The sequence below is a fragment of the Candidatus Palauibacter sp. genome (genome assembly GCF_965208055.1).
Classification (GTDB): domain Bacteria; phylum Gemmatimonadota; class Gemmatimonadetes; order Palauibacterales; family Palauibacteraceae; genus Palauibacter.
The window spans coordinates 2521038-2543214 of the sequence record NZ_CBDBNY010000004.1 but is presented as its reverse complement, the minus strand read 5'-3'; the positions used below and the strand labels follow the sequence as shown (position 1 = coordinate 2543214).

The window sequence follows — 22177 nt, the reverse complement described above, 5'->3', positions numbered from 1 at the left end:
CGAGGCGCCTCGCATGATCGACTTCTCGCCGCCCGAGAGTCCGCTCAGGATCAGCTACGACGGCGACTTCGACATCGCCCTGGCGATGGCCGCGCCGCCGCCGGACGCGCCGTCCGACGCCGCGATCAAGAAGGAACTGAAACGGACCGTCCGCGAGATCTCGCGGCTCCAGCGGCGTCTCCACGCGCACCGGCACTACGCGGTGCTGCTCGTCTTCCAGGCGATGGACGCGGCCGGCAAGGATTCGACGCTGCGGGCGGTCATGACGGGCGTGAACCCGGCGGGCTTCCGGATCAACGCCTTCGAGGCGCCGTCCAACGAGGAGGCGAGGCACGACTTCCTGTGGCGCACGACGCGCCGGCTCCCGGAGAAGGGCCGGATCGGGATCTTCAACCGCAGCTACTACGAGGAAGTGCTCATCGTGCGGGTCCACCCCGATTACCTCGAGCGGCAGAAGCTGCCGCGCCGGCTCCCGATCATGGAACGCTGCGAGGAGCGCTACCAGTCGATCCGGGATCACGAGGCGCACCTGGCCCGCAACGGGACCGTGATCCTGAAGTTCTGGCTCAACATCTCGAAGGAGGAACAGGCGCGCCGCTTCCTCCGCCGCATCGATCGCCCCGACAAGAACTGGAAGTTCAGCCGCGCCGATATCGAGGAGCGGCGGCATTGGGACGATTACATGGCCGCCTACGAGGACGCGATCAACGCGACCGCCCGCCCGTGGGCGCCGTGGTACGCGATCCCGGCCGACTCGAAGCCCTGGATGCGGCTGCTCGTCGCCCAACTCGTGCGCGATCAACTCGCCACCCTCGACCTCACCCACCCGGAGCTGCCCGAAGAGGAACGCGCCGAACTCCAGGACTACCGCGCCCACCTCGCCACAGAACTGTAGGATGGTTCATGGTTGAAGAAAGAGGCCGCGTCGGTTCGTCGTTCGAGGACTATCTCAGGGAACAGGGAACGCTGGGGAAGACTACGGCCGCGGCCGTCAAGCGCGTCATCGCGTGGCAATTGAAGGAAGCCATGGCGACGGAACGCTTGAGCAAGAACGCGATGGCGAGGAAGATGAACACGAGCCGCAGCCAGCTGGACCGGGTCCTGGATCCGGGCAACGATCGGATACAACTCGCCACGCTGATAGGGGCCGCCGAAGCGCTCGGCCGGCGGCTCAGAATCGAACTCGTGTAGCTTCCCGCGAATCAGCGGATCTCGGGACCGCCGGTTCGGTTGTCGGGGACGAAGCGGTTGCGGGCCGGCATGTGGGTGTCGACCACGGTGGCCGAATCGACGATGGCGTCCGCCGGCAGCAGGTCGTTGAAGTAGAGCATGGCCCCGACCACCGCGTAGACCTCTTCGTCCGTCATCGTGCCCGGCAGGTCGAAGGGCATGGCGCGGCGCGTGTAGTCGAACAGCGTCGTCGCGTAGGGCCAGTAGTTGCCGACGGTGGAGCGCAGACTGCGGTCGTTCGCGAACGGGAACTCGTCGCCCGGGATGCGGCCGGTGAGCACGTCGTTCGGTCCCTCGCGCCCGGTGGGGCCGTGGCAGAGGATGCAGCGGTGCCTCACCCAGACTTCGAGTCCCTCCGCGACGGTGCCCTGTCCGGGCGGCAGGCCCGCCCCATCGGGACCGATGTCGATGTCCCACGCGGCGATCTGCGATTCCGTCGCGGGCGTCCCGAAGCCGTACACGGGCTGGGCCGCGCCCGCCCGCCCCGAAGCCTGCGAGGTCTGCGGATCGCCGCCGGAGGCGGTGGTTACCGTCATGGCGCTGGCGCCGGACTCGGTCGTCCGACCGCCCTCATCCGCGCCGCAGGCCGCCAGCATGGGCATAAGGACCGTCAGCGTCAGCAGCCGCGAGACCACCCTGGCGCGGCTCATACCGGCGCGAAGGTGATGGCGCCGTCCCCCGCCACGCGCCACCCGCGGATCGCGTTGGAGTGATAGCGCGTGCCGGGCCCGCGCGCGTCGAGAACCTGCTGCCGGACCGGCTGCGTGTAGCCCGTTTCGTCGGTCGCGCGGCTCAACAAATGCGCCGGGCCGCCGTCCCACTCCCAGCCGTGGCGGAACCGCGTCGTGCACTTGGGCAGCACGGGTGCCTGGAGCACCGCGTCGTGCCACGAGTCGCCGCCGTCCGTGCTCACCTCGACGCGCTCGATGAGGCCCCGGCCGGTCCAGGCGTAACCGGAGATCTCCACGAACCCGGGCTCCGCCAGCCGCCGCGGGTAGGTGGGGTAGGTGATGATCGACTTCGCGTCCATCGCGAACGAGAACTGCCGCGCCGTCCCGTCCGGCAGCGGATCCGTGTACTTCGAGGTCTCATCGCGGAACATCCCGGGGCGGTCGGAGAGTTCGAGGCGCCGGACCCACTTCACGCTCGCGTTGCCCTCCCATCCGGGCAGGAACACCCGCGCGGGGTAGCCCTGCTCGGGCCGGATCGCCTCGCCGTTCTGCGCGTAGGCGATCATCGCGTCGTCCCACGCCTTCTCCATCGGGATGCTGCGGCCCATCACCGCCGCGTCGGAGCCCTCGGCGAGGAACCACGTCGCTTCCGCCTGCGCCCCCACCTCCTCGAACAGCGTCGAGAGCGCGACGCCGGACCATTCGCTCGTGCTCAGAAGTCCGTCGACCGACTGCGGCGTGTGCTGCGGGCTGGGCGACGGGGCGTAGGCGCCCCCGCCGTTCCCCGAACATTCGATGAAGAGGAGCTTCGAGACCTGCGGGAACCGCTTCAGGTCGTCGAGCGTGAACAGCGTGGGACGGTCGACCATGCCGTGGATGAGGAGGCGGTAGCTCGCCGGATCGATCTGCGGGATCCCGTGGTGGTGGCGTTCGAAGTGAAGATCCGCCGGGGTCATGATCCCGTGCAGGTCCTGGAGCGGCGTGCGCGAGGAGCCGCCCATGGAACCGGACAGGAGCTTCTCCGGCGTCTCGTGGGGAGAACGGGAGCCGACCAGGACGGGACGTGCGCCCGGAACCTTCGTCGGATCCGCCGCGTCCTGGACCAGTCCGCGCGTGGCGCCGGCCGTGATCGCGCCCCCGGCCGCCGCGGCGGCTCCAGCGATCAGGGCCCGCCGGGTGAGTCCCGAACCTTCTTCGCGGTCGTTCACGTCGCCTCCGTTTCCGTCGGTCTCGTACCCGCTTCCCGCCCCGGTCCCCCGCGTCATCCCGCGTGTGTGCGCTGACCACAGTTGCCGCCTTCACGACGGGCAGCAAGAGCGGCCCCGGACAGCCCTGCCGTCAGCGCGAGGCGTGCCACTCCTGCAGGATCTCCGCCTCCCGCTCCGCGGAGAGTCCCGGCCGCATCTCCGCCTGGCGCTCGGGCGTGCGGGAGAAGTGGAAGTCCAGCGTCGCCTGCGTCGTATCCGCCAGCGAGCGGAACGTCAGCCCGTGCGCGACTTCGTTGGAGAGATCGAAGCGCGCGAACCCCTCCGATCCCGGAGTCGGAGGCCGCCACACCGGCATCTCGGCGTAGGGCCGCACGCCGCGCTCGGCGAGGAACTCGCGCGGCACCCAGGTGAACGTCGTTTCGGCCATCGTGACGGCGCGGATCCCGTACAGGAGTTCCGCCATCGGCCGGGGCGTCGCGGGGCCCACGAGGTTGAAGATGCCCGTGTGTCCCTGGTCCGAGGACAGCGCCATGAAGTCGCCGAGATCGCGCACGTCGATGATCTGCACCGGGTCGGTCCCGTCGCCGGGAGACAGTACCTCGCCGCCTCGGTGGATCCGCACCGGCCAGTACGTGAACCGGTCCGTGGGGTCGTCGGGTCCGATGATGAGGCCCGGGCGGAAGATGCCGTAGCGGTCGGGGAAGATCCGCATCGCCTCGCGCTCGGACTCCGCCTTGGCGAGGCCGTAGGGCAGATCCGTGATGTCGGCGGTCGCGCGGTCCAGGCCGGCCGTCTCGTAGGTGTACGACGGGACCTCGGCCGTCATCGGCACCGTGGAGTGGCTCGCGTACGCCGAGCGCGAGGAGACGTAGTAGAAGTACTCGACCGCGTCGCGCAGGAACTCTCCGATGCTCGTCACCCAGTCGGGGCGGGCCGTGGAGTTGTCGATGACGACGTCCCACGTCCGGCCGCGCAGCGACTCGAAGTCCCCGTTCCGGTCCCCGACGAGTTCCTCCACCCCCTCGAACATCCCGGGGCGGTTGCCGCGGTTGAAGATCGTCACCTCCAACCCCTGCGCGAGCGCCGACCGCACCTGGTAGGGGCCGATGAACCCGGTCCCGCCCAGGATGAGCAGCTTCCCGCCGCTGCCCAAAGCCTGGGGCGTGGCCGCGGGGCCCGAGCACGCCCCGACGGGGACGCCGAGTCCGAGGGCGGCGCCCGCCGCAGCCGTGACCTTCAGAAAATCGCGCCGGTTCGAATCGGTGGACATCGTGACTCCTCTCAGTTCGTGGCGCCGTCGAGCAACTCGAAGATCCGCAGCACGGCGACGGGATTCGCGCCGGGGCCGGTGATGCCGTCGAAATTGCCGGCGTGCGCGGTGAGATCGATGCGGTCCGCGGCGTCCTCGGGGCTCACGCCCTCGCCGTGGAGCGCGACGGACTGGTCCCACAGGTCCCGCAGGTAGGCCTGCAGGTGGTCGATCCGCTCGCGCTCCCGGTACGGCGCGCCGTGGCCCGGGATGATCCAGTCGAAGTCGAGCGCCTTCACCCGGTCCAGCGTCTCGATCCATTCGTTCACGTAGCCGTCGCCCATGTAGGGAAGGCCGCCGGTGAGCATGTCCCCGGTGATGATCACGCGGTCATCGGGCAGGTAGACGATGACGTCGCCTTCCGTGTGCGCGCGGCCGAAGAAGTGGAACTGGATCTCGCGACCGCCGCGATGGAGCGTGAGCCGCTCCGAAAGCGTCGTGTTGGGGGGCGTCGGGACAACCTCCTGCAGTTGCGCGTAGTAGGTCCGCTGCCCTTCGAGCGTGGCCTCGAGTTCCGCGCGCGCGGCCTCGTCGGTCAGCGTGTCCAGCGTCGCCTCCATCTGCGCGATCCGGCCGGGAATCGACCCCACGAAGAGTTCATACGACCGGCCCGAGTTCGAGCGTCCCTCCGCGATCGCTGCCCGAGTCGCTTCGTGGCTGATGATCTCGACCTCGGGCGGATACACCTGGTTGCCGTGCGCGTGGTCGAAGTGCCAGTGCGTGTTCGCGGCGTAGCGCACGGGTCTGTCGGTGATCGAGCGCAGGTCCTCGACGAGCGCGTTCGCCGCCGCCGGGGAGATGTGGGAATCGACGAGCAGCACGTCCGCTTCGTTCACGACCACGCCGGCGTTCGACCCCACGACGAGATCGCTCGCGCCGCGCGCGTGGTAGACGCCGGGCACCACCTCCGTGAATTCGAAGTGGACGGCTTCGGACGGCGGCGGACCGCCCGTCTCGGAGCCCGCCCCGCCGCCGCTCCCGGGATCCGCCGGAGCGCACCCGGCACAGGTCCACGCCGCCGCGAGGATCCCGACCTGAACGGCGCTCCTGCCGTACCCTCTCCCGGAAAGCCTGCTCCGCATCACACGTCTGCTCCGCACCGACCGCCTCCTGTTGATCGCAGGTTGATGGTTCCCTTCGATCATACCACGTGAGCCGGTCGCCGCTCAACGAGATGAGCCAGGTGGCCGTGAGGCGTTTGCAACCTGTCCCGTAACACGTTACAGTTCTCATGCGATGATCCATGGCTTTCGCCACCGAGGCCTCAAACGTTTGTTCGAGAGGGGAGACCGGAGGCGGGTCCCCCCGGATCTGGTCGCCAAGGTTGAGCGGGTACTCGCCCGCTTGGATGTGGCGGCTAAGCCGGCGGACATGAACTTGCCGGGTTTCGGGCTCCACCCGCTGAAAGGCGACCGAGCCGGCTATTGGGCGGTGACGGTGTCCGCCAACTGGCGCGTCGTTTTCCGCTTTGACGGGCGCGATGTCCGGGATGTGCAGTTGATCGACTACCATTAGGAGGCTCGCGACATGTCGATGAAGGACCCGCCGCATCCGGGCCTTTCCGTGCGCCACGATTGTCTGGAGCCGCTGGGGCTCACCGTGACGGAGGCGGCGCGGAGGCTGGGTGTCAGCCGAAAGCAGCTTTCCGCACTCGTCAACGGCCGTTCCGGCATCTCTCCCGAAATGGCGATCCGCCTGCACAAGGCGTTTGGAGGCGGAGCCGAGACCTGGTATCGCCTTCAGTCTGCGTATGACCTTGCCCAGGCCATGAGAAGGGCCGGCGGTATCCACGTCGAGCGGATACCGACCCCCACTTGATGCTCGATCCAGGCGAACCAGACATCTTACGCATCTCGATCGCGTAACTGCAGCCGGTCGCGCAGGCCCGCTACATAGTTACGGACTTCGCGCTCCACGTCGCTCATTGCGCCGTCGCTCCCCTGGTCGTCGGCCGCCCGCAACTCGGTGTAGAGTTCGATCGCGGCCTCGAGCGCGGCCGCACACGCCGCAGCGTCGACACCTCCAACCGTTCGCTGTAGATCGGTCGCGAAGGCGGGGAGCCGATCCTCGACCCGCCGCACCCCGGTGGCTTGCGCGTCCGCCCGCATGAACGCGAGCGGCGCCAGCGCCGCCGACCGCAGCAACGTCAGTCCGTCCAGCGCCTCGAAGATCTCTCCCCGCTCAATCTTGTCCGCGAGATAGTGCGTCCAGATCCAGAAGCGCGCCTCGATCCAGGCCGGATCCGCGCTCGGATAGCGGGCTTCCGCGCGGGCGAAAGCAGCGCTCAGCCGGTCGTCGCGTTCCCACAGAATGACCGGATCCTCGACCCGTTCGTGCACGTCGTCGAGCGACACGAACTTGAGGTCCACGTGCAGGAGCGGAGGGCCGTAGAGGCACACGAGCAGGCGTGGCTCTCCGACGTGCTCCCCCGTGAAGCCGGCCAGAAACGAGGGACCTAGTGCGGCGGCGATCGCCTGCCGACGGCCGAGGATCCCGGGCCAGGCCTCCGGTTCCACCGCCAGCACGAGGTCGAGGTCCGAGAACTCGTCGATCTCGCCTGCGATGAACGAACCGCCCGCCGCCAGGCCGACGACGCCGTCGACCCCGGGGACCGCAGCCAGCGCGCGCTCGATGAACGTCCGGTGCCGGGTCGGCAGCGACCGCAGGCGGCCCCCGAACCCCGGACTCTCGTCCCGTCCCGGCATCGCGTCAGCCGCTGATCTCGTGCGCCTCGCCCGCCCCCCGGGGCAGCCGGATCCGCTCGACCAGCCTCTGCGCCTCCGGCGGCGGCGGCGGCGTGAAGCGCGACACGACGCTCGCCACGACGAAGTTCACCGTCATGCCGACCGCGCCGATCCCCTCCGGCGAGATCCCGAACCACCAGTTCTCCGCCACGTTGGCGCCCGGGTTCACGAACTTGAAGTAGACGATATAGGCGGCGGTGAACGTGATCCCGCACAGCATGCCGGCGATCGCCCCTTCGCGATTGAGCCGCTTGGAGAAGATCCCGAGGATGATGACGGGGAAGAACGACGACGCCGCGAGCCCGAACGCGAACGCGACCACCTCCGCCACGAAGCCCGGCGGGTTGATCCCCAGGTAGCCCGCGACGAGCACGGCGAGCCCGGCGCTGAACCGCGCTGCGATGAGTTCGCCCCGCTCGCTGATTTCCGGCCACCAGTTGCGCTTGAGCAGGTCGTGGCTGACCGCCGCCGAGAGCACGAGCAGGAGTCCGGCCGCCGTGGAGAGCGCGGCCGCCAGCCCGCCCGCCGCCACCAGTCCCACCACCCAGTTCGGGAGCCGGGCGATCTCCGGGTTCGCCAGCACCATGATGTCGCGGTCGATCGTGAGTTCGTTCTGCACGGGCGCGCCCGCGGCGTCCACCGCGTCGGCCCCCACGTACTGGATCAACCCATCCGCGTTGTGGTCCTCGTACGAGATCAACCCCGTCGCCTCCCACTTCGTGAACCACTCCGGCATCTCCGCGTACGGCTGGTCCGTCACCGTGTTGAGCAGGTTCGTCCTCGCGAACACCGCCACCGCCGGCGCCGCCGTGTACAGGAGGGCGATGAACACGAGCGCCCAGCCCACGCTGATCCGCGCGTCGCGCACCCGCGGCACCGTGTAGAAGCGGATGATCACGTGCGGGAGCCCCGCCGTCCCCACCATGAGCGCGGCCGTGATCGCCAGCACGTCGAGCGTCGATTTCGTCCCGTCCGTGTAGGCGGCAAAGCCCAGTTCCTCGTGCAGGCCGTTCAGGCGGTCGAGCAGGAACGTCCCGGTCTCCTGTTCCGCCGCCCCGAACCCGATCTGGGGAATCGGGATCCCCGTGATCATCATCGACAGGAAGATCGCCGGCACCGTGTAGGCGAAAATCAGCACGCAGTACTGCGCGACCTGCGTGTAGGTGATCCCCTTCATCCCCCCGAGCACCGCGTAGAAGAACACGATCCCCATCCCGATGATCACGCCCCACATCACATCGATCTCGAGGAAGCGGCTGAACACGATCCCCACGCCGCGCATCTGACCCGCCACGTAGGTGAAGGAGACGAAGATCGCGCAGATGACGGCCACGACCCGGGCCGTCTGCGAGTAGTAGCGGTCGCCGACGAAGTCCGGGACGGTGAAGGCTCCGAACTTCCGCAGATACGGGGCGAGCAGCAGCGCCAGGAGCACGTATCCGCCGGTCCAGCCCATTAGGTAGACCGATCCGTCGTATCCCAGGAAGGAGATGATCCCGGCCATGGAGATGAAGGAGGCGGCCGACATCCAGTCCGCCGCCGTCGCCATCCCGTTGGCCAGGGGATGGACCCCCTTGCCGGCCACGTAGAACTCGCTCGTGGAATGGGCCCGCGACCAGATCGCGATCCCGATGTAGAGCGCGAACGAAATCCCGACGAGCGTCGCCGTCCACTGGAGAACGGTCATGCCGCAGCCTCGTCGTCACGCTCGTCGACGTCGAACTCCCGGTCGAGCCGGTTCATGAGGAAGACGTAGACGAAGATGAGGACGACGAAGACGTAGATGGAGCCCTGCTGCGCGAACCAGAACCCGAGGGGGAAGCCCGTCCCGGGGATCCGGATCGTGTCGAGCGCGCCGGCGAACAGGATGCCCGCGCCGAAGGACACCAGAGCCCAGATCGCGAGAAGGCCCCCCAGGTAACGGAGGTTGCGGCGCCAGTACGCCAGGTGGTCGCGGTCTGCTGCGCGTTGATTCATGGGTCTCCCAGCGTGCGGGTCCGAATTGCGCCGGATCTGCCACGGATTGCCGCCGACTTCACTTCGGCGTCGCCCAAGGCTGTGGTCCGGGTGGGCGGCGCGCCAGTGTCACCCCGCTGTCACCCCGCGCGCCACGAGCGCGGTCACCAGAAGACGCCGAAGACGAGCCACGCTGAAATCGCCAGAAGAACTCCCGTGTAGAGCGCCGGGCTGGCCAGCAAGGGGACGCGCTCCCTGAAAGGGTGGAGCCGGATCGGACCGAGTTCGCCCGAACTCTTCGCCAGCCAGCCGCCGGCGCCGGGGGACGACGCATCACCGGGGGGCGACGCTTCGCCGCCGCTCGCCACGACACCGGTCGTCCTGCGCCAGCGCGGGTGGAGCGCCGCGAGGGCGCAGCCGGCGGCCGTGAACGCGACCGCCCACACGAAGGCCTCCCACTGTCCGGTCAGCCAGGAGGGCAGCCACGAGACGTCGACCACCTCGCGGTCCACGAAACCGACGACCCCGTACAGCCCGCCCGTCGCCAGGCCGGCCATTCCCACTCGCCGGTTCGTGCGCGTCACGGCGCCGACCAGGTACACGATGAGGAGCGGCGTGACGAACACCGATGTGACCGAGCGGAAGGCGGCGAGCATCGTCGGCGCGCGCAGGATCAGCGGCAGGTAGGCGAACCCCAGCACCAGGATCGCGACGGTCGCGATACGTCCCGCGCGGAGGTAGTGGGCGTCGTCGCGGTCCCGCGAGATGAAGCGTGCGTAGATGTCGCGCGTGAAGACGGCCGACATCGACGACCCCATCGAGTCGAAGGTGCTCACCGCGGCGCTCACGACCCCGGCCACGACGAGCCCCTTGGCGCCGATCCCGAGATAGGTGGAGATCAGGTGCGGGTACATTTCGTCGGGCCGGGCGAAATCCGGAAACTGCGCCCGTCCGAAGAGTCCGAGCATGTCCGTGAACAGCAGGATGACGAGGCTCACGCCCGCGCCGAGCACCCCCGCCATCTTCATGTCCCACAGCGAGCGCGCGCCCATCATCCGCTGAGTGGACGTGTGGCTCACGGTCCACCAGCCGGAGGAGATGAGAATCCACGCGATGAAGATGACGACCGGCGACGTGGCCCCGTCCCGTCCCCGGAAGGCGCCCACGTGGGCCAGATCCGCGGCGGCGAGTCCCGGCGCGAGTCCCTCGGCCGTCGTCCCCAGGCTCTCCAGTTGCGCGACCATCGCGTCCCACCCGCCCACGGCCTGCCAGACGGCGACGCACACCGCGAGACCTCCCGCCATCACGAGCACGCTCTGCAGCACGTCCGTCGCCACGACCGCCCGCAACCCGCCCACGGCCGTGTAGACGCCCGACAGGACGACGAGCGACACGATCAGCGCCCAGGACAGTCCCGGTCTCAGCCCGCCGACCCCGACCAGGGTCAGGTGGACGGCCCAGATCATGAGTCCCAGCACGGAGGTCCGGTACTGGATCTGGATCAGTGCGCCGAGCACGCGGGTCCCGGGACCGAAGCGGTGCTCGAGGTACTCGGAGTTGGTGTAGAACCCCGCGCGATACATGGCGGGGACGATCACGAAGGTCGCGATCGTGACCCCGATGAGTCCGCCGAACGTGTGCGCGGAGAGGAAATGCAGGCCCTCGCTCGCGATCGTCCCCGTGGCCGACACGAACTCCGAGTTGTCCATGTTGGTCGCGAAGAGGGACAGGCCGACGGCCCACCACGGCAGCGCGCGCGAACTCAGGAACCACTCGCCGCTCGTGGAGGTGCCGCGTGCGCGGCGCAGCCCGTAGGCGATGATCGCACCGTTCAGTCCGAGGACGATCAGCCAATCCAGGGCGCTCAAGGTCTGGAGACGCTCCCGCGATGAGGTCGCCGTATGAGGGGCCGCAACCGAGCCGGGCGAGCGCCACCGTAGCCGACGCCCCGGCCGACCGTCAACGGCGGCGGCCGCCGGATTGACCCGCCGGGCGGCCCTCCGTGGACACATGGATCCGCGGAGGGCCGGTGGCGGGCGGCCGGGCGGGTCGGTTACGCCGCGGCCGACCGGGCCGACGCCGTGGCCAGCGCGCGGTCGAGGTCCTCGATGATGTCATCGATGTGCTCGATGCCTACGGAGAGCCGGATGGTCTCCGGACGCACGCCGACGCTGAGCTGCTCCTCCTCGGTGAGCTGCCGGTGCGTCGTGGACGCCGGGTGGCACGCCAGCGACTTGGCATCCCCGATGTTCACGAGCCGCTTGAACAGCTCGAGCGCGTCGTAGAACTTCACGCCCGCCTCGAAGCCGCCCTTCACGCCAAACGTCAGGATCCCCGAGGCCCGGCCGCCCAGGTACTTGAGGGCCAGCTCGTGGTACGGATCGCCCGGCAGTCCGGCGTAGCTCACCCACTCCACCGCCGGGTGGTCCTTCAGGTGCTTCGCCACCGCGAGCGCGTTCTCGGAGTGGCGCTCGACGCGGAGGTTCAGCGTCTGGATCCCCTGGATGATCTGGAACGCGTTGAAGGGCGAGATCGCCGACCCCGTGTTGCGCAGCGGCACCGTGCGCGCCCGCCCGATGTACGCGGCCGGCCCCAGCGCCTCCGTGTAGACGACCCCGTGGTAGCTGGGTTCCGGCGTCGTGAACTGCGGGTAGCGGCTCGCGTGCTCCGTCCACGGGAATTTCCCGGAATCGACGATCGCGCCGCCGAGCGAGTTGCCGTGCCCGCCGATGTACTTCGTCAGCGAGTGCACCACGATGTCGAATCCGTGGTCGATCGGCTTGAGGAGCGCCGGCGTGGCGACCGTGTTGTCCACGATGGTGGCGACGCCGTGGGCGTGCGCCGCGTCGGCCACCGCCTCGAGGTCCACGATATTGCCCGCCGGGTTCCCGATGCTCTCGACGAACACCGCCTTTGTACGGTCATCGATCAGCTTGGCCAGATCGTCCGGGCCGTCGCCTTCGGCGAAGCGCACTTCGATTCCCAACTGCGGCAGCATGTGGGCGAAGAGCGTGTAGGTGCCGCCGTACAACTGGGGCACCGAGACGATGTTGTCCCCCGAGGCGGCGAGATTGAGGATCGAATAGTTGACGGCCGCGCTGCCCGAGGAGAGCGCAAGCGACGCCAGGCCGCGTTCGAGCTGGGCAAGCCGCTCCTCCAGCACGGCCTGCGTGGGGTTCATGATGCGGGAGTAGATGTTGCCCTCGACCTCGAGGTTGAAGAGGTCCGCGCCGTGCTGCGCGTCGTCGAACTCGTACGCCACGGTCTGGTACAGCGGCACCGCGACGGCGTGCGTCGTGGGCTCGGACTCGTATCCGAGGTGAATCGCTACAGTTTCGTCTCTCATGATCTCCGTCTTCTCTCCGGTGGCGCCCGATCTCTCGGGCGGTGAATGTCCGCGCCTCCGACCGATCGTCTCATCGCTGCGGAACGGCCGGAACGCGGACCGGTACTCGTGCTTCATCAGCCGCGCGCGCAGCCCGCGAGACAGAATTCGGTGTTCGTCGAATCGTGCCGGCCGACCCACGTGCCCGTGCCGCCGGGCGCCGCCACGCGAAACGAAATGCGGTGGCGCTGGGCGAAACGCAGGGCCCGATCCTGAACGACGCCGCCGGCCGTCCGCCGCGCCTCGCTCCATGTCGCCCTGCGCAGCGGCGCGATGTCCGGGAACCGTTTCGGGTCGGCCGGGAAAATGCCATCCACATCCTTCACGAGACGGATCGCGGCGGCGCCCAGGGCATGCCCGAGGAAGATCGCCGTGAGATCCGATCCCCCTCTGCCGAGCAGCGACGTGACGCCCGTCGCGTCGACGCCCACGAACCCCGGAAGTACGACCGCATCGTGGGCCGCGAGAGCCGTTTCGATCTGGTGGACGTCCACGTCGACAGGATCGGCGGCGCCAAGCGGGCCCCGGGTGCGGAGCGGCAGGCGCCAGAACGACATGTCGAGGGCACGGACGCGCGCCGTCGCGAGCGCGAGACGGAGCAGCGCGACGGACGCCTCTTCTCCCGTCGCCAGGAGAGATCCCATGAGATGGTCGGGGAGGGAGGGGGCGACTTCCCGCGCCGCGGCGAGCAGGTCGTCGGTGGTGTTACCCATCGCCGACACGACCGCGACGACCTTCGCGCCCCCGGCGACTTCGGCCCGGATCTCCGCGGCCACCGACCGGTATGCGGCCGGACGCGCCAGCACGGATGAACCGAATTTGAGTACGTGAACGCGGTGAACTTCGCGCAATGAAACGCCTCCCCGAGTCTCGGTCCACGCTCAGCGGACTCCGGAGAAGCGACGCCCTGGGAACAAACAGCGGCCGCGCGAACGAAGCGCAGCGGGCGACTCATCTACCAACGGATTTCATCCGTCGCAGGAGTTGGCACATCAGTGGAAGAGCCACCTTCCACAGGTTGCCCCGGTGTCTTCGGGCCTGTCCCTCGACCGGTCTCGATGAGCGTTAGCGGGCAGAGGGTACTGGGTCGTGGGCCGCCCGTCAACTTTTCGCCGGAGCGGCGCGTGCCGGGAGCCGGGGCGGCGCGCGCCGAGCATTTCTTGACGCCCGCTGCCGGAGCCGCGAGCTTCGGCAGCTACTCATCGAGACCGGCTGAGGGACGGGCCCTTTGAAGCCGGGGCAACCGGGGCATGCATGCCCACATGCACGCCCAGCGGTGCCAACTCCTGCGGACCCTTGATCGGGGATCCGAGAGATGAGCGTCGCACCCGCACGGGTCGGTCGACTGCTCCGGAGTTGGCGTCGCGAACCACGCGACCCGCACCGGAGAGACAGGTTGAACGCCGTGCTACCAGAAGGGCTGCCGGAAGGGCGACGGGGCAGCTTCCCGATGCCGGCCACGTGGAGACCGGAACTGGACACTGCCGTCGATGCGCGTTTCCGGGTGCGCTACGAGATCGTCGGATCCGAAGGCGCCCCCCTCCTCGTCGTCGCGGGCGGGATCTCCGCCAACCGCCACGTCTGCGCCAACGCACTGGACCCTTCGCCGGGCTGGTGGCGAAAACTCGTGGGCCCGGGTCTGGCCATCGATACCGACCGGTGGCAGGTGCTGGGATTCGACTTCCTCGGGTCGCCGGGCACCGTCGAACCCCCCGGACGGTTGCACGTCACTCCCGGCGACCAGGCGGACGCCGTCGTCGCCCTGCTGGATCACCTCGGCGTGCGGCGGGTGCACCGTGTCGTGGGCGCGTCGTACGGCGGCATGGTCGCCCTGGCTCTGGGGTGCCGCCAACCCGCCCGCGCGGACGCCGTCGTCCTGATCGGCGCCGCGCACCGCGGCCACGCGCAGGCGACCGGCGTGCGCTCCGTGCAGCGACGAGTCGTGGAGTTCGCGATCCGGCAGGGGCGGAGTCGCGAGGGTGTCGCGCTGGCGCGGGCGCTGGCGTTCACCACCTACAAATCGGCCGAGGGACTCGATGCCCGCTTCCCGTTCGGCTGGGAGTGGGAGGATGGGACGCCGGTCCACGCCATCGACCGTTTTCTGCGGAAACGGGGCGACGAATTCGCGGAACGGTTCGACGCCGAGACCTATCTGACGCTGTCGGCGTCCATCGACCTGTGCGAGTTGAGGCCGGAAGACCTTGCCGTGCCCGCCTGGTTCATCGGGTGGGAGGAGGACACCCTCGTCCCGTCCTGGCTGATATCGGAGGCGGCGCGCCGGGTCGGGGCGCCGGCGGGACTTCGCCTCCTGCGCTCGGAGGCCGGACACGATGCGTTTCTGCTCCACTCGCCCGCCTACGAGGTCGCTCTGAGGGAGACGCTCCTGGCGACCGAACCGCGGCGCCTGGCGAGTTCAGCCGGATGAGCCCGTACGGACCGGCAGCAGCACGTGCGAGGGACAGGCCGTCGAGTGCAGCACCGTGTTGCGGGCCGTCCGCATGCGGGTGCCGGTCCCCACGTCTTCGCCGGTGTTGAGATTGCGACTGAAGCGGGGGAAGCAACTGCTCGTGACCTGAAGCCGGATCCGGTGGCCGGCCCGGAACACATGGCTCATCGGATAGAGCCGGATCCGGAACTCCGCCACCTCGCCGGGCTCGAGCAGTTCGGTCCGGCTCAACCCGCCACGATACCGTGCGCGCAGGATCCCCTCCGTGAGCACGAATGAGCCTCCCGCCGGGTCGACATCCGTCACCCGCGCCACGAAGTCCGTGTCCCGCCCGGACGATTCGGCGTAGAGCACGACCTCGACCGGCCCCGTGACCTCGAGATCGCCCTCCAGGGCCGGCGACGTGTAGACGAGCACGTCGGGCCGCCGCTCGATCGGCGCCTGCTCGACGGGACCGCCCCGCAGCGGCGTTTCGGCGTGGGTCGTGATCAGCCGGGAAGAGAGATTGCCCCCGAGCGAGGGCGCCGGATCGCGCGGATCGTACTCGAAGCGGTCGGGGGGCTCGTCCCCGGGCGGCTGCGGATCGAGGCGGGCGTCGTCGTCCCGGTTCGCGCGCCCATGGCTGTGGAGATACCAAGGCACTATCTCCGTCCCCGGCGGCGGCCACTCCGCGCCCTCCCGCCACCGGTTGGCGCCCGTCGTGAACCAGCGCAACGGCGGGTCTTCGCCGATCCCGTCGTCCATGCCGCGAAGCTGCCAGTCGAACCAGCGCCGCTCCTCCTCCCGCACATCGACCCAGGCGCCGGGTCCGAAGTCGAGGTCCCCGACCGTCCTCGTCTCCGGGATCTCGTGCGACCAGGGCCCGAGCAGGCTCCGGCTCTGCGTGCGGGCGCGCGGGGTCGCGGCGCCCGACATCCCCTCGTGGATTCGAAGCAGCGAACCCGGATACGCGTCGTACCAGCCCCCCTGCTGAAACACCGGCGCCGTGACGCGGTCGTAGCGATCCGTGACCCGGAGGCGCCGCCAGTACTCGTCCTGCGTCGAGTGCTCCAGCCATTCCCTCCAGTACGGGATCTTCCGCCCGATCGCACGCTCGTCCATCTCGATGATGGGCAGATGGGCCCAGAACTTCGAGTTCTGAAACAGGCGCGCGGCCTGCGGGCCGGTCACGGTCGCGATGTTCGTCTCCCAGATCACGGCCGCGCCGAGCGACAGAAGCAGTTGGAAGGCGCCGCCGAGGTAGTGACAGTCCCCGAAGTGGTCGTCGCAGATCACATGCGGCGCCATGCAGGTGAGGTGCGGGCTCCCGAGCGGTGCGCTCAGCCACTGCGTGAGGCCGCCGTAGCTGCGCCCCCACATCCCGATCTTCCCGTCGCACCACGCCTGCCCGGCCAGCCACTCCAGGGTGTCGTACCCGTCCTCGATCTCGGGGAGATACGCGTGGAATACGCCCTCGGACTCGAACCGCCCGCGACAGTCCTGCACCACGAACGCGTACCCGCGCTCCGCCCACCACACGCCGTTCTCGACGAATACGTCCCGGCCGCTCTCGTAAGGCGTCCGCGTCAGGATGGTGGGGAAGGGGCCTCCGGTAGCGGGCAGATAGACGTCCGCCGAGAGCCGCACCCCGTCACGCATCCGCCCCCGGAGCCCATGGAGAAGCCGCACCTCCCGCGGGGGCTCGTGCACTCTAGGCGGGGATCGCGGCGACGACCTCGTCCGGTTCGGCGCGTACCGTGTAGTCGGGGTCGGCGGAGGCGTAGACGATCGTTCCGTCGCGGTCGATGACGAAGGTGGACGTCAGCGGGAGTTCCCACGACTCGTCGCCGTTGAAGCGGGCGAGGTCGATGCCGAGCTTGTCGAGGTAGAGCGCGCGCAGTTCGCCCTCCACCCTGAACGTCAGGCCGTAGTCGCGAGCCACGCCCAATCCGAGGTCGAGCAGGACGTCGAACCCGATGCCGTCTTCCTCGATCCAGCCGCGGGCGAACTCCGCGAGTTGCGGAGATAGGGTGACGAGGCGGGCGCCCTTCGCCTCGATCTCCGGAAGAACCGACTGAAGAGCAACCTGCTCTTCGCGGCAGTACGGTCACCAGCGGCCGCGGAAGAAGCTGAGCACCACAGGGCCGCGCTTCAGAAGCGTCTTCAACCGGACGGTGGGGCCGGCCACGCTCGGCCGTGCGAACAAGGGCGCCCGGTCGCCCACCTCGGGAATCCGGTCGAGGATGCCGGAACTCCGCAGCGCCTCCGTGCCGTCGCTCATGACCGCGGTCAGGGCGCCCGGTCGCGCGGCCTCCTTCTCCGCGCGGATCTCGGCGAGTCGCCGGCAGAGCGGTCCGGTCATCGGAACGACCCGTCGGCCTGCGGGGCCTTCACGGCGTGCCGGCCCGGAGTCGGCGGTCCCAGAAGTCCAGCTGGACCGTGCGGAGCCCGCTTCCCGCCTCGACCGTCGGCCCGAGGACGAGATGGGCCTCGGAGTCGCGCGTGTAGGCCGGCCACGGCGGCAGTCCGGGACCGTTCGGGTCGCCGCTCGCGGCGAAGTTCACCCAGTAGGAGGACATCGTGCGCGCCAGTCGACGGTCCGCGGCCTCCCGTTCGCCGGGACCGACGTTGCCGAACGCGTACACGATCTCGGCCGCGTGGTACGACTTGAGATAGTCCTTCGCGGGTCCCGGCGGCTCGTGCGTGAAGTAGTAGAGCCACGCATCCGCGCCGCCGGCTTCCGACGCCCGCGCCCACGTCCGCATCTGGATGCCGAACAGCGCGTCCCCGCGGCTTCGCATGAACGCGTCGAAGATCTCGCCCTCCTCCTCCACGGGATAGGCGGCATCGAAGCTCGCCGCTTCGTCGCCGACGCGGCCGGCCACCCACTCGCGCCACGCGTCAAGCGTCTCCGGCACGGATCTCGGCGACGAGAGCGAGGTCATCTCGTCCGCGTTGAACCCGACGAGCACCGGGACGTTGTTGTGCGTTCCCCCGGCGAAGGCCGTCGTCACGTCCGTCGGCAGCACCCAGCCGTCCACGTTTTCAGCCGTCCTGAAGCCGCGTCCGGCCGGCGTCGCGAGCCCAGCCATCACGCTGGCTGCGGAGAGCCTCCGCATATCCTCCAGGGTCTCCGCCCCGAGCGCCCCGAGAAACGCCGCTCCGATCTCCTCGGCGGAGCGTCCGCCCTCCGGCGCCTCCGAGAGACGCATCATGGGGCCGAACCGCCCCCCGCTCTGCCCGATGGCGCGGTGGAAGAGTCCCGCCGCCAGCGGCGTCGCCATCAGCGTGTTCACGCTCCACGAGCCGGCCGACTCGCCGAAGATCGTCACGCGGTCCGGGTCCCCGCCGAACGCCGCGATGTTGTCGCGCACCCACTCGAGCGCGGCGACCTGGTCGAGGACGCCGTAGTTGCCGGACGATCCGTGTTCGGACTCGGCCGAGAGGAGCGGATGCGCGAGGTATCCGAACGGTCCGAGCCGGTAGTTGATCGTGACCGCGACGGCGCCCTTGGCCGCCAGCGCCGTTCCGTCGTAGATGCCGGTGGAGCCCGACCCCCGCGTGAGCGCGCCTCCGTGGATCCAGACCATCACCGGCCGTCGCTCGGAGGCGTCGGCGGCCCCGGTCCACACGTTCAAGTACAGGCAGTCCTCCGCCGTCGGGGCGGGAGGACCTCCGAAGAAGGAGCCCGCGCCGTACGGGGCCTGCATGCACTCCGGGCCGAAGCTGTGCGCGCGCAGCGTTCGCTGCCCCCACCCTTCGACCGGCTGGGGCGGCTTCCAGCGCCTGTCCCCCACAGGGGGCGCCGCGAACGGAATCCCCCGGTAGGAACGGATGCCGTCGACCATGACGCCTTCGACATTCCCCTGGGCGGTCTCGACGCGGGTGTCCTGCGCGCCCAGCGGTGCCCCGAAGCCGCCGCCGGCCAGCGCGACGAGAAGGAGGCCGGCCAGCGGACGGCCTGTACAGGCTGCTGTACGGGTGCGGATGTCACGACGCATGCGACGCTCCGGAGTCAGGAGGGAGGTGAGGGGCTGGCGGGGGGCGGCATCTCCCCGTTCCAGCGGAAGCGCTTGAGCGAGATGCGTCCCCACTTGTCGAATTCCACCCCTTCGTTCGCCAGCAACTGGTACTGGATCATCTCGGAGTAGGAGTCGCCGCGGGGGCTGATCTCGCCGCGTGCGTTGATCACGCGGTGCCACGGGAGCGGCCGGTCGGAGGCATAGAGCGCGTAACCTACGAGACGGGCCTGCCCGCCGAGTCCGGCGAGTTGGGCGACCTGTCCGTAGGTGGCAACGCGACCGGCGGGAATCCGGGCGACGACGTTGCAGATGCGTTCGTGGAGGTCCGAAGCCATGGCAGTCTGTCGTCCGTCAGGCGGGTGCGCGCGGGCGCTCGTTGGCATGGACCCGGCCCTTCCAGTTCCACCACTTGAGCAGTTCGCGGTCCGCCGCTCCCGTCTCCGCGTGGGCCTCCGCGGCACGAGTCTCCGCGTGGGTGTCCGTGGCATGGGTCTCCGCGTAGTAGACGGCACAGCGGAAGACGTATAGAACACACGGGTCCATGCGCTGGCCCCGCCGCGAGGAGAGTTGTTCGTAGAGCCGGTGCGGATCGCGGCCTTCGAGATCCCGGACCCGGCGGATGCCGAGTTCCGTCAGATCGCGGGCGATGCTGGGGCCGACGCCGGGAATGGTCTGCAGGTCCAGCGTCTCGACCGCGGCGGAAGTCATCGTCACTCGCTCGGTGGCTGGGCGTGGTGTCATCTTCGAGAACATCTCGAACGCGTGAATCTTGGGGAGTGGGAACCGATGGACAAATCTCGGCCGGGAATCGTCCTCGCGCTGGTGGGTGCGCTCACCGCCTGTGCCGGCGATGGAGGCGCGCCCCCGACCCGGCTCGCGGATGGCGGAAGCGGACCGGGCGCCGCCTCCGCCCTCGATCGATTCGCGCCGGATCCGGCCGATCCCTACACGACGCCGGAAGCGAAGTTCGAGGTGCGGGTCGAGACGGACCTCATGGTCCCCATGCGGGACGGGGTTCGCCTCGCGACGGACCTCTACCTGCCGGTCGAGCCCGCCGACCGGGCTGACCGCCTTCCCGTCGTCATGATCCGGCTGCCGTACGACAAGGCGACCTATCGGGCGGGCGCGATCTCCCCGGCACGGTTCTTCGCGGGGCAGGGATACGCCGTCGTCGTCCAGGACGTGCGCGGCAAGTATGCGTCGGAAGGGGACTATCTCCTCTCCGCGGCGGACCGGGAGGACGGCTACGACGCCGTCGAGTGGGCCTCGACCCGGCCCTGGTCGAACGGGAAGGTGGGGACCTTCGGCTGTTCCTACCTGGGAGAAAACCAGACGCAACTCATGACGCAGCGCCACCCGGCGCACGCCGCCGCCATCCCCCTGGCCGCCGGCGGGTCGGTCGGATCGGCCGGCGGACGGTACGGCTACTTCGGCATCTTCGAGGGGGGCGCGTTCGGGCTCTCCGCGAGTTTCGGCTGGTTCCGCGGCAACGGACGGAAGCGCCCGGGAGGCGAGCCTCCGCCCCCGGTCGAGATGTTCGCTGCGCTCCGCGAACTCCCCACCATCGACCTCATGCGGAAGTACGGCCCCCCCGACCGCGACACGGACTGGGAAGAGGTCCTGAGCACGCCGCTCGCCGACGAATGGTGGGACGGACTCGGATACCTGAGCGACGCCGACCGCTTCGACACGCCGGCGCTCCACGTGAACTCGTGGTACGACCTCGGCGCCAACGAGACGCTTCAGCAGTGGCGGATGATGCAGGACAACGCGGTGAGCGACCGGGGCGGCGCGCACCAGTACGTCATCCTCTCTCCCACCAGCCACTGCATGTCCGAGCGCGCCACGGAACACACGGTGGTCGGGGACGTCGACTTCGGGGATGCCCGCCTGCCGTACCGTTCGCTCTATCTCGCCTGGTTCGACTACTGGCTGAAGGGGGTGGACAACGGGATCACCGACATCCCGAAGGTTCACTACTACGTGATGGGCCGGAACGCATGGGCGGCCGCCGAAACGTGGCCGCCCCCCGCGGTCGACCCGACCCGCCTCTATCTCCGCAGCGGAGGGAACGCGAACACGAGACTCGGCGATGGCGCCCTCTCCGCCGAGGCGCCCGGGGACGAACCTCCGGACCGCTTCGTCCATGATCCGGGGGACCCCGTCCCGTCCCGCGGCGGATCCGTCTGCTGCACCGGGAATCCCGACGACCAGCCGGGCGCGTTCGACCAGTCGGACATCGAGGAACGCGAGGACGTTCTCGTGTACACCGGCGATCCGGTCGGGGACGACGGCCTCGAGATCGCGGGCCCGCTCGAGGCTCGGCTCTACGTGAGTTCGAGCGCCCCGGACACCGATTTCACCGTGAAGCTGCTCGACGTCCATCCCGACGGACGGGCCATCAACATCGTCGAGGGCATCATGAGGGCGCGCTACCGCGACGGGTACGAGGCACCCGTGATGATGGAAGAGGGACAGGTCTATCCGGTCCGGGTGGACCTCCATTCAGTGGCGTACCGGTTCGCACCCGGCCACCGCGTGCGGGTCGAGGTCTCGAGCTCCAACTTCCCCCGCTTCGACCGCAACCTGAACACGGGCGGCAACAACTATGACGAGACGGAATGGGAGGTCGCGGAGAACATGATCCACCACGCCGGCGACCGGGCATCGCACATCGTCCTGCCCGTTGTGAAGGGGATACGATGACCCCCTCCGGGCCCTCGATTCCCGGACCGTCGATTTCCGGACCCTCTACTCCGGGACCTCCGCCCGGCCACCGTCCGGACCTCGACGAAGCGGTCGAGACGTGGTCGCGCATGAACGATGCCTCGCTCCTCCGCAGCGTCGCGGCCGTCATCCTGGGCTTCGTCGCGCTGACGCTGGGCTCGGTGCTCACCGGCCGGCTGCTGCTGTCGCTCTTCGGCGTCGAACCGGGGACGGCTCCGGGCGTCGACTTCATCTTCACAAGTCTGGGCGTGCGCCTCGCGGTCACCGTGCTGGCGGGCTTTCTCGCGGCCTGGGCGGCTCCGCGCGCGCCACGGCTCCACGCCGGCGTGCTGGCGGCGATTCTCGTCTTCTTCAGCCTCGCCTCGCTCGCCGGCCTCTCCGCATCCGGCGATCCCTACGGCCCGGCATGGTATCCCATCGCGATGCTCGTCATCGGCCCCGTCGGCGTCCTCATCGGCGGGGTCCTTCGGGCTCGGCGAAGCTGATCCACAGCGCTATGT

The 22177-nt window shown here is 69.3% G+C and carries 22 protein-coding genes, 1 pseudogene and 2 riboswitches; of the genes and pseudogenes, 7 read left to right on the top strand and 16 right to left on the bottom strand.

Going from position 1 to position 22177, the window contains the following annotated elements:
- Nucleotides 1–13 precede the first annotated feature (13 nt).
- Both ACOGXI_RS11310 and ACOGXI_RS11305 read left to right on the top strand, forming a co-directional pair.
- Nucleotides 14–895, top strand: coding sequence for a PPK2 family polyphosphate kinase (locus ACOGXI_RS11310; protein ID WP_419938948.1), 882 nt, complete (start codon nucleotides 14–16; stop codon nucleotides 893–895).
- Between the two features lie 8 nt (nucleotides 896–903).
- Nucleotides 904–1191: a Fis family transcriptional regulator gene (locus tag ACOGXI_RS11305; RefSeq protein WP_419938947.1), complete on the top strand. Its 288-nt coding sequence runs from the start codon at nucleotides 904–906 to the stop codon at nucleotides 1189–1191.
- Nucleotides 1192–1202: 11 nt separating this feature from the next.
- Here the strand turns inward: ACOGXI_RS11305 and ACOGXI_RS11300 are convergent, their stop codons facing one another.
- The 4 genes from ACOGXI_RS11300 to ACOGXI_RS11285 all read right to left on the bottom strand — a co-directional run bounded on the left by ACOGXI_RS11300 (nucleotide 1203) and on the right by ACOGXI_RS11285 (nucleotide 5518).
- A complete protein-coding gene (locus ACOGXI_RS11300; protein ID WP_419938946.1) occupies nucleotides 1203–1880 on the bottom strand; it encodes a cytochrome c in 678 nt (225 codons plus the stop codon).
- Nucleotides 1877–3109, bottom strand: a complete 1233-nt coding sequence (soxC, locus tag ACOGXI_RS11295) for a sulfite dehydrogenase (protein WP_419938945.1) — start codon at nucleotides 3107–3109, stop codon at nucleotides 1877–1879. Before soxC ends, ACOGXI_RS11300 begins: the two co-directional genes overlap by 4 nt.
- A 130-nt stretch (nucleotides 3110–3239) precedes the next feature.
- Entirely contained in the window at nucleotides 3240–4379 is a 1140-nt protein-coding gene (locus ACOGXI_RS11290; protein WP_419938944.1) for an NAD-dependent epimerase/dehydratase family protein, read from the bottom strand.
- An 11-nt stretch (nucleotides 4380–4390) separates the two neighbouring features.
- Nucleotides 4391–5518, bottom strand: coding sequence for an MBL fold metallo-hydrolase (locus ACOGXI_RS11285; protein ID WP_419938943.1), 1128 nt, complete (start codon nucleotides 5516–5518; stop codon nucleotides 4391–4393).
- Between the two features lie 136 nt (nucleotides 5519–5654).
- Here ACOGXI_RS11285 and ACOGXI_RS11280 point away from each other — a divergent pair, with 136 nt between their 5' ends.
- Entirely contained in the window at nucleotides 5655–5933 is a 279-nt protein-coding gene (locus ACOGXI_RS11280; protein ID WP_419938942.1) for a type II toxin-antitoxin system RelE/ParE family toxin, read from the top strand.
- A gap of 12 nt (nucleotides 5934–5945) precedes the next feature.
- On the top strand, nucleotides 5946–6236 hold the full coding sequence (locus tag ACOGXI_RS11275; protein WP_419938941.1) for a HigA family addiction module antitoxin: 291 nt from the start codon (nucleotides 5946–5948) through the stop codon (nucleotides 6234–6236).
- Nucleotides 6237–6262: 26 nt separating this feature from the next.
- Here ACOGXI_RS11275 and ACOGXI_RS11270 read toward each other — a convergent pair whose 3' ends face one another.
- The 6 genes from ACOGXI_RS11270 to ACOGXI_RS11245 all read right to left on the bottom strand — a co-directional run bounded on the left by ACOGXI_RS11270 (nucleotide 6263) and on the right by ACOGXI_RS11245 (nucleotide 13354).
- Nucleotides 6263–7123: an oxalate:formate antiporter gene (locus ACOGXI_RS11270; protein ID WP_419938940.1), complete on the bottom strand. Its 861-nt coding sequence runs from the start codon at nucleotides 7121–7123 to the stop codon at nucleotides 6263–6265.
- 4 nt (nucleotides 7124–7127) lie between these two features.
- Nucleotides 7128–8849 (bottom strand): sodium:solute symporter family protein, encoded by a 1722-nt coding sequence (locus ACOGXI_RS11265; RefSeq protein ID WP_419938939.1) that lies wholly within the window; start codon nucleotides 8847–8849, stop codon nucleotides 7128–7130.
- Nucleotides 8846–9139 carry a DUF4212 domain-containing protein gene (locus ACOGXI_RS11260; protein ID WP_419938938.1) on the bottom strand — a complete coding sequence of 98 codons (294 nt, stop codon included), beginning with the start codon at nucleotides 9137–9139 and terminating at the stop codon, nucleotides 8846–8848. The genes ACOGXI_RS11265 and ACOGXI_RS11260 overlap by 4 nt, the downstream gene beginning before the upstream one ends.
- Before the next feature lie 143 nt (nucleotides 9140–9282).
- The gene (locus ACOGXI_RS11255) at nucleotides 9283–10986 is read right to left on the bottom strand and encodes a sodium:solute symporter family transporter (RefSeq protein ID WP_419938937.1); all 1704 of its coding nucleotides are present in this window, start codon (nucleotides 10984–10986) and stop codon (nucleotides 9283–9285) included.
- 185 nt (nucleotides 10987–11171) lie between these two features.
- Nucleotides 11172–12464 carry an O-acetylhomoserine aminocarboxypropyltransferase/cysteine synthase family protein gene (locus ACOGXI_RS11250; RefSeq protein WP_419938936.1) on the bottom strand — a complete coding sequence of 431 codons (1293 nt, stop codon included), beginning with the start codon at nucleotides 12462–12464 and terminating at the stop codon, nucleotides 11172–11174.
- 116 nt (nucleotides 12465–12580) lie between these two features.
- Nucleotides 12581–13354: a hypothetical protein gene (locus ACOGXI_RS11245; protein ID WP_419938935.1), complete on the bottom strand. Its 774-nt coding sequence runs from the start codon at nucleotides 13352–13354 to the stop codon at nucleotides 12581–12583.
- A 97-nt stretch (nucleotides 13355–13451) separates the two neighbouring features.
- A riboswitch (SAM riboswitch) is annotated at nucleotides 13452–13568 on the bottom strand.
- A gap of 131 nt (nucleotides 13569–13699) precedes the next feature.
- Nucleotides 13700–13825: riboswitch (SAM riboswitch) on the top strand.
- An 83-nt stretch (nucleotides 13826–13908) separates the two neighbouring features.
- Here ACOGXI_RS11245 and metX point away from each other — a divergent pair.
- A complete protein-coding gene (gene metX / locus ACOGXI_RS11240; RefSeq protein WP_419940190.1) occupies nucleotides 13909–14928 on the top strand; it encodes a homoserine O-succinyltransferase MetX in 1020 nt (339 codons plus the stop codon).
- Here the strand turns inward: metX and ACOGXI_RS11235 are convergent.
- The 6 genes and pseudogenes from ACOGXI_RS11235 to ACOGXI_RS11210 all read right to left on the bottom strand — a co-directional run bounded on the left by ACOGXI_RS11235 (nucleotide 14917) and on the right by ACOGXI_RS11210 (nucleotide 19658).
- Nucleotides 14917–16617, bottom strand: coding sequence for a CocE/NonD family hydrolase (locus ACOGXI_RS11235; RefSeq protein ID WP_419938934.1), 1701 nt, complete (start codon nucleotides 16615–16617; stop codon nucleotides 14917–14919). The two genes, metX and ACOGXI_RS11235, sit on opposite strands and share 12 nt — an antisense overlap.
- A 22-nt stretch (nucleotides 16618–16639) precedes the next feature.
- Nucleotides 16640–17023, bottom strand: a pseudogene (locus ACOGXI_RS11230) (redoxin domain-containing protein); the annotation flags it as partial.
- A gap of 12 nt (nucleotides 17024–17035) precedes the next feature.
- On the bottom strand, nucleotides 17036–17290 hold the full coding sequence (locus ACOGXI_RS11225) for a hypothetical protein (RefSeq protein ID WP_419938933.1): 255 nt from the start codon (nucleotides 17288–17290) through the stop codon (nucleotides 17036–17038).
- A 28-nt stretch (nucleotides 17291–17318) separates the two neighbouring features.
- Nucleotides 17319–18929, bottom strand: a complete 1611-nt coding sequence (locus ACOGXI_RS11220; protein WP_419938932.1) for a carboxylesterase/lipase family protein — start codon at nucleotides 18927–18929, stop codon at nucleotides 17319–17321.
- A 14-nt stretch (nucleotides 18930–18943) separates the two neighbouring features.
- Nucleotides 18944–19285, bottom strand: coding sequence for an MGMT family protein (locus ACOGXI_RS11215; protein WP_310755202.1), 342 nt, complete (start codon nucleotides 19283–19285; stop codon nucleotides 18944–18946).
- 16 nt (nucleotides 19286–19301) lie between these two features.
- A complete protein-coding gene (locus ACOGXI_RS11210; RefSeq protein WP_419938931.1) occupies nucleotides 19302–19658 on the bottom strand; it encodes a helix-hairpin-helix domain-containing protein in 357 nt (118 codons plus the stop codon).
- 78 nt (nucleotides 19659–19736) lie between these two features.
- Here ACOGXI_RS11210 and ACOGXI_RS11205 point away from each other — a divergent pair, with 78 nt between their 5' ends.
- Together ACOGXI_RS11205 and ACOGXI_RS11200 are read left to right on the top strand one after the other, a co-directional pair.
- A complete protein-coding gene (locus ACOGXI_RS11205; RefSeq protein WP_419938930.1) occupies nucleotides 19737–21656 on the top strand; it encodes a CocE/NonD family hydrolase in 1920 nt (639 codons plus the stop codon).
- Nucleotides 21653–22162 (top strand): hypothetical protein, encoded by a 510-nt coding sequence (locus ACOGXI_RS11200; protein ID WP_419938929.1) that lies wholly within the window; start codon nucleotides 21653–21655, stop codon nucleotides 22160–22162. The genes ACOGXI_RS11205 and ACOGXI_RS11200 overlap by 4 nt, the downstream gene beginning before the upstream one ends.
- The last annotated feature ends 15 nt before the right edge of the window (nucleotides 22163–22177 follow it).

Bases quoted from the DNA above. Each gene is read 5' to 3' on its own strand.
- ACOGXI_RS11310 (WP_419938948.1), top strand. From the start codon at position 14: ATGATCGACTTCTCGCCGCCCGAGAGTCCGCTCAGGATCAGCTACGAC.
- ACOGXI_RS11305 (WP_419938947.1), top strand. From the start codon at position 904: ATGGTTGAAGAAAGAGGCCGCGTCGGTTCGTCGTTCGAGGACTATCTC.
- ACOGXI_RS11300 (WP_419938946.1), bottom strand. From the start codon at position 1,880: ATGAGCCGCGCCAGGGTGGTCTCGCGGCTGCTGACGCTGACGGTCCTT.
- ACOGXI_RS11290 (WP_419938944.1), bottom strand. From the start codon at position 4,379: ATGTCCACCGATTCGAACCGGCGCGATTTTCTGAAGGTCACGGCTGCG.
- ACOGXI_RS11280 (WP_419938942.1), top strand. From the start codon at position 5,655: ATGATCCATGGCTTTCGCCACCGAGGCCTCAAACGTTTGTTCGAGAGG.
- ACOGXI_RS11275 (WP_419938941.1), top strand. From the start codon at position 5,946: ATGTCGATGAAGGACCCGCCGCATCCGGGCCTTTCCGTGCGCCACGAT.
- ACOGXI_RS11270 (WP_419938940.1), bottom strand. From the start codon at position 7,123: ATGCCGGGACGGGACGAGAGTCCGGGGTTCGGGGGCCGCCTGCGGTCG.
- ACOGXI_RS11265 (WP_419938939.1), bottom strand. From the start codon at position 8,849: ATGACCGTTCTCCAGTGGACGGCGACGCTCGTCGGGATTTCGTTCGCG.
- ACOGXI_RS11260 (WP_419938938.1), bottom strand. From the start codon at position 9,139: ATGAATCAACGCGCAGCAGACCGCGACCACCTGGCGTACTGGCGCCGC.
- ACOGXI_RS11250 (WP_419938936.1), bottom strand. From the start codon at position 12,464: ATGAGAGACGAAACTGTAGCGATTCACCTCGGATACGAGTCCGAGCCC.
- ACOGXI_RS11225 (WP_419938933.1), bottom strand. From the start codon at position 17,290: ATGACCGGACCGCTCTGCCGGCGACTCGCCGAGATCCGCGCGGAGAAG.
- ACOGXI_RS11220 (WP_419938932.1), bottom strand. From the start codon at position 18,929: ATGCGTCGTGACATCCGCACCCGTACAGCAGCCTGTACAGGCCGTCCG.
- ACOGXI_RS11215 (WP_310755202.1), bottom strand. From the start codon at position 19,285: ATGGCTTCGGACCTCCACGAACGCATCTGCAACGTCGTCGCCCGGATT.
- ACOGXI_RS11210 (WP_419938931.1), bottom strand. From the start codon at position 19,658: ATGACTTCCGCCGCGGTCGAGACGCTGGACCTGCAGACCATTCCCGGC.
- ACOGXI_RS11205 (WP_419938930.1), top strand. From the start codon at position 19,737: ATGGACAAATCTCGGCCGGGAATCGTCCTCGCGCTGGTGGGTGCGCTC.
- ACOGXI_RS11200 (WP_419938929.1), top strand. From the start codon at position 21,653: ATGACCCCCTCCGGGCCCTCGATTCCCGGACCGTCGATTTCCGGACCC.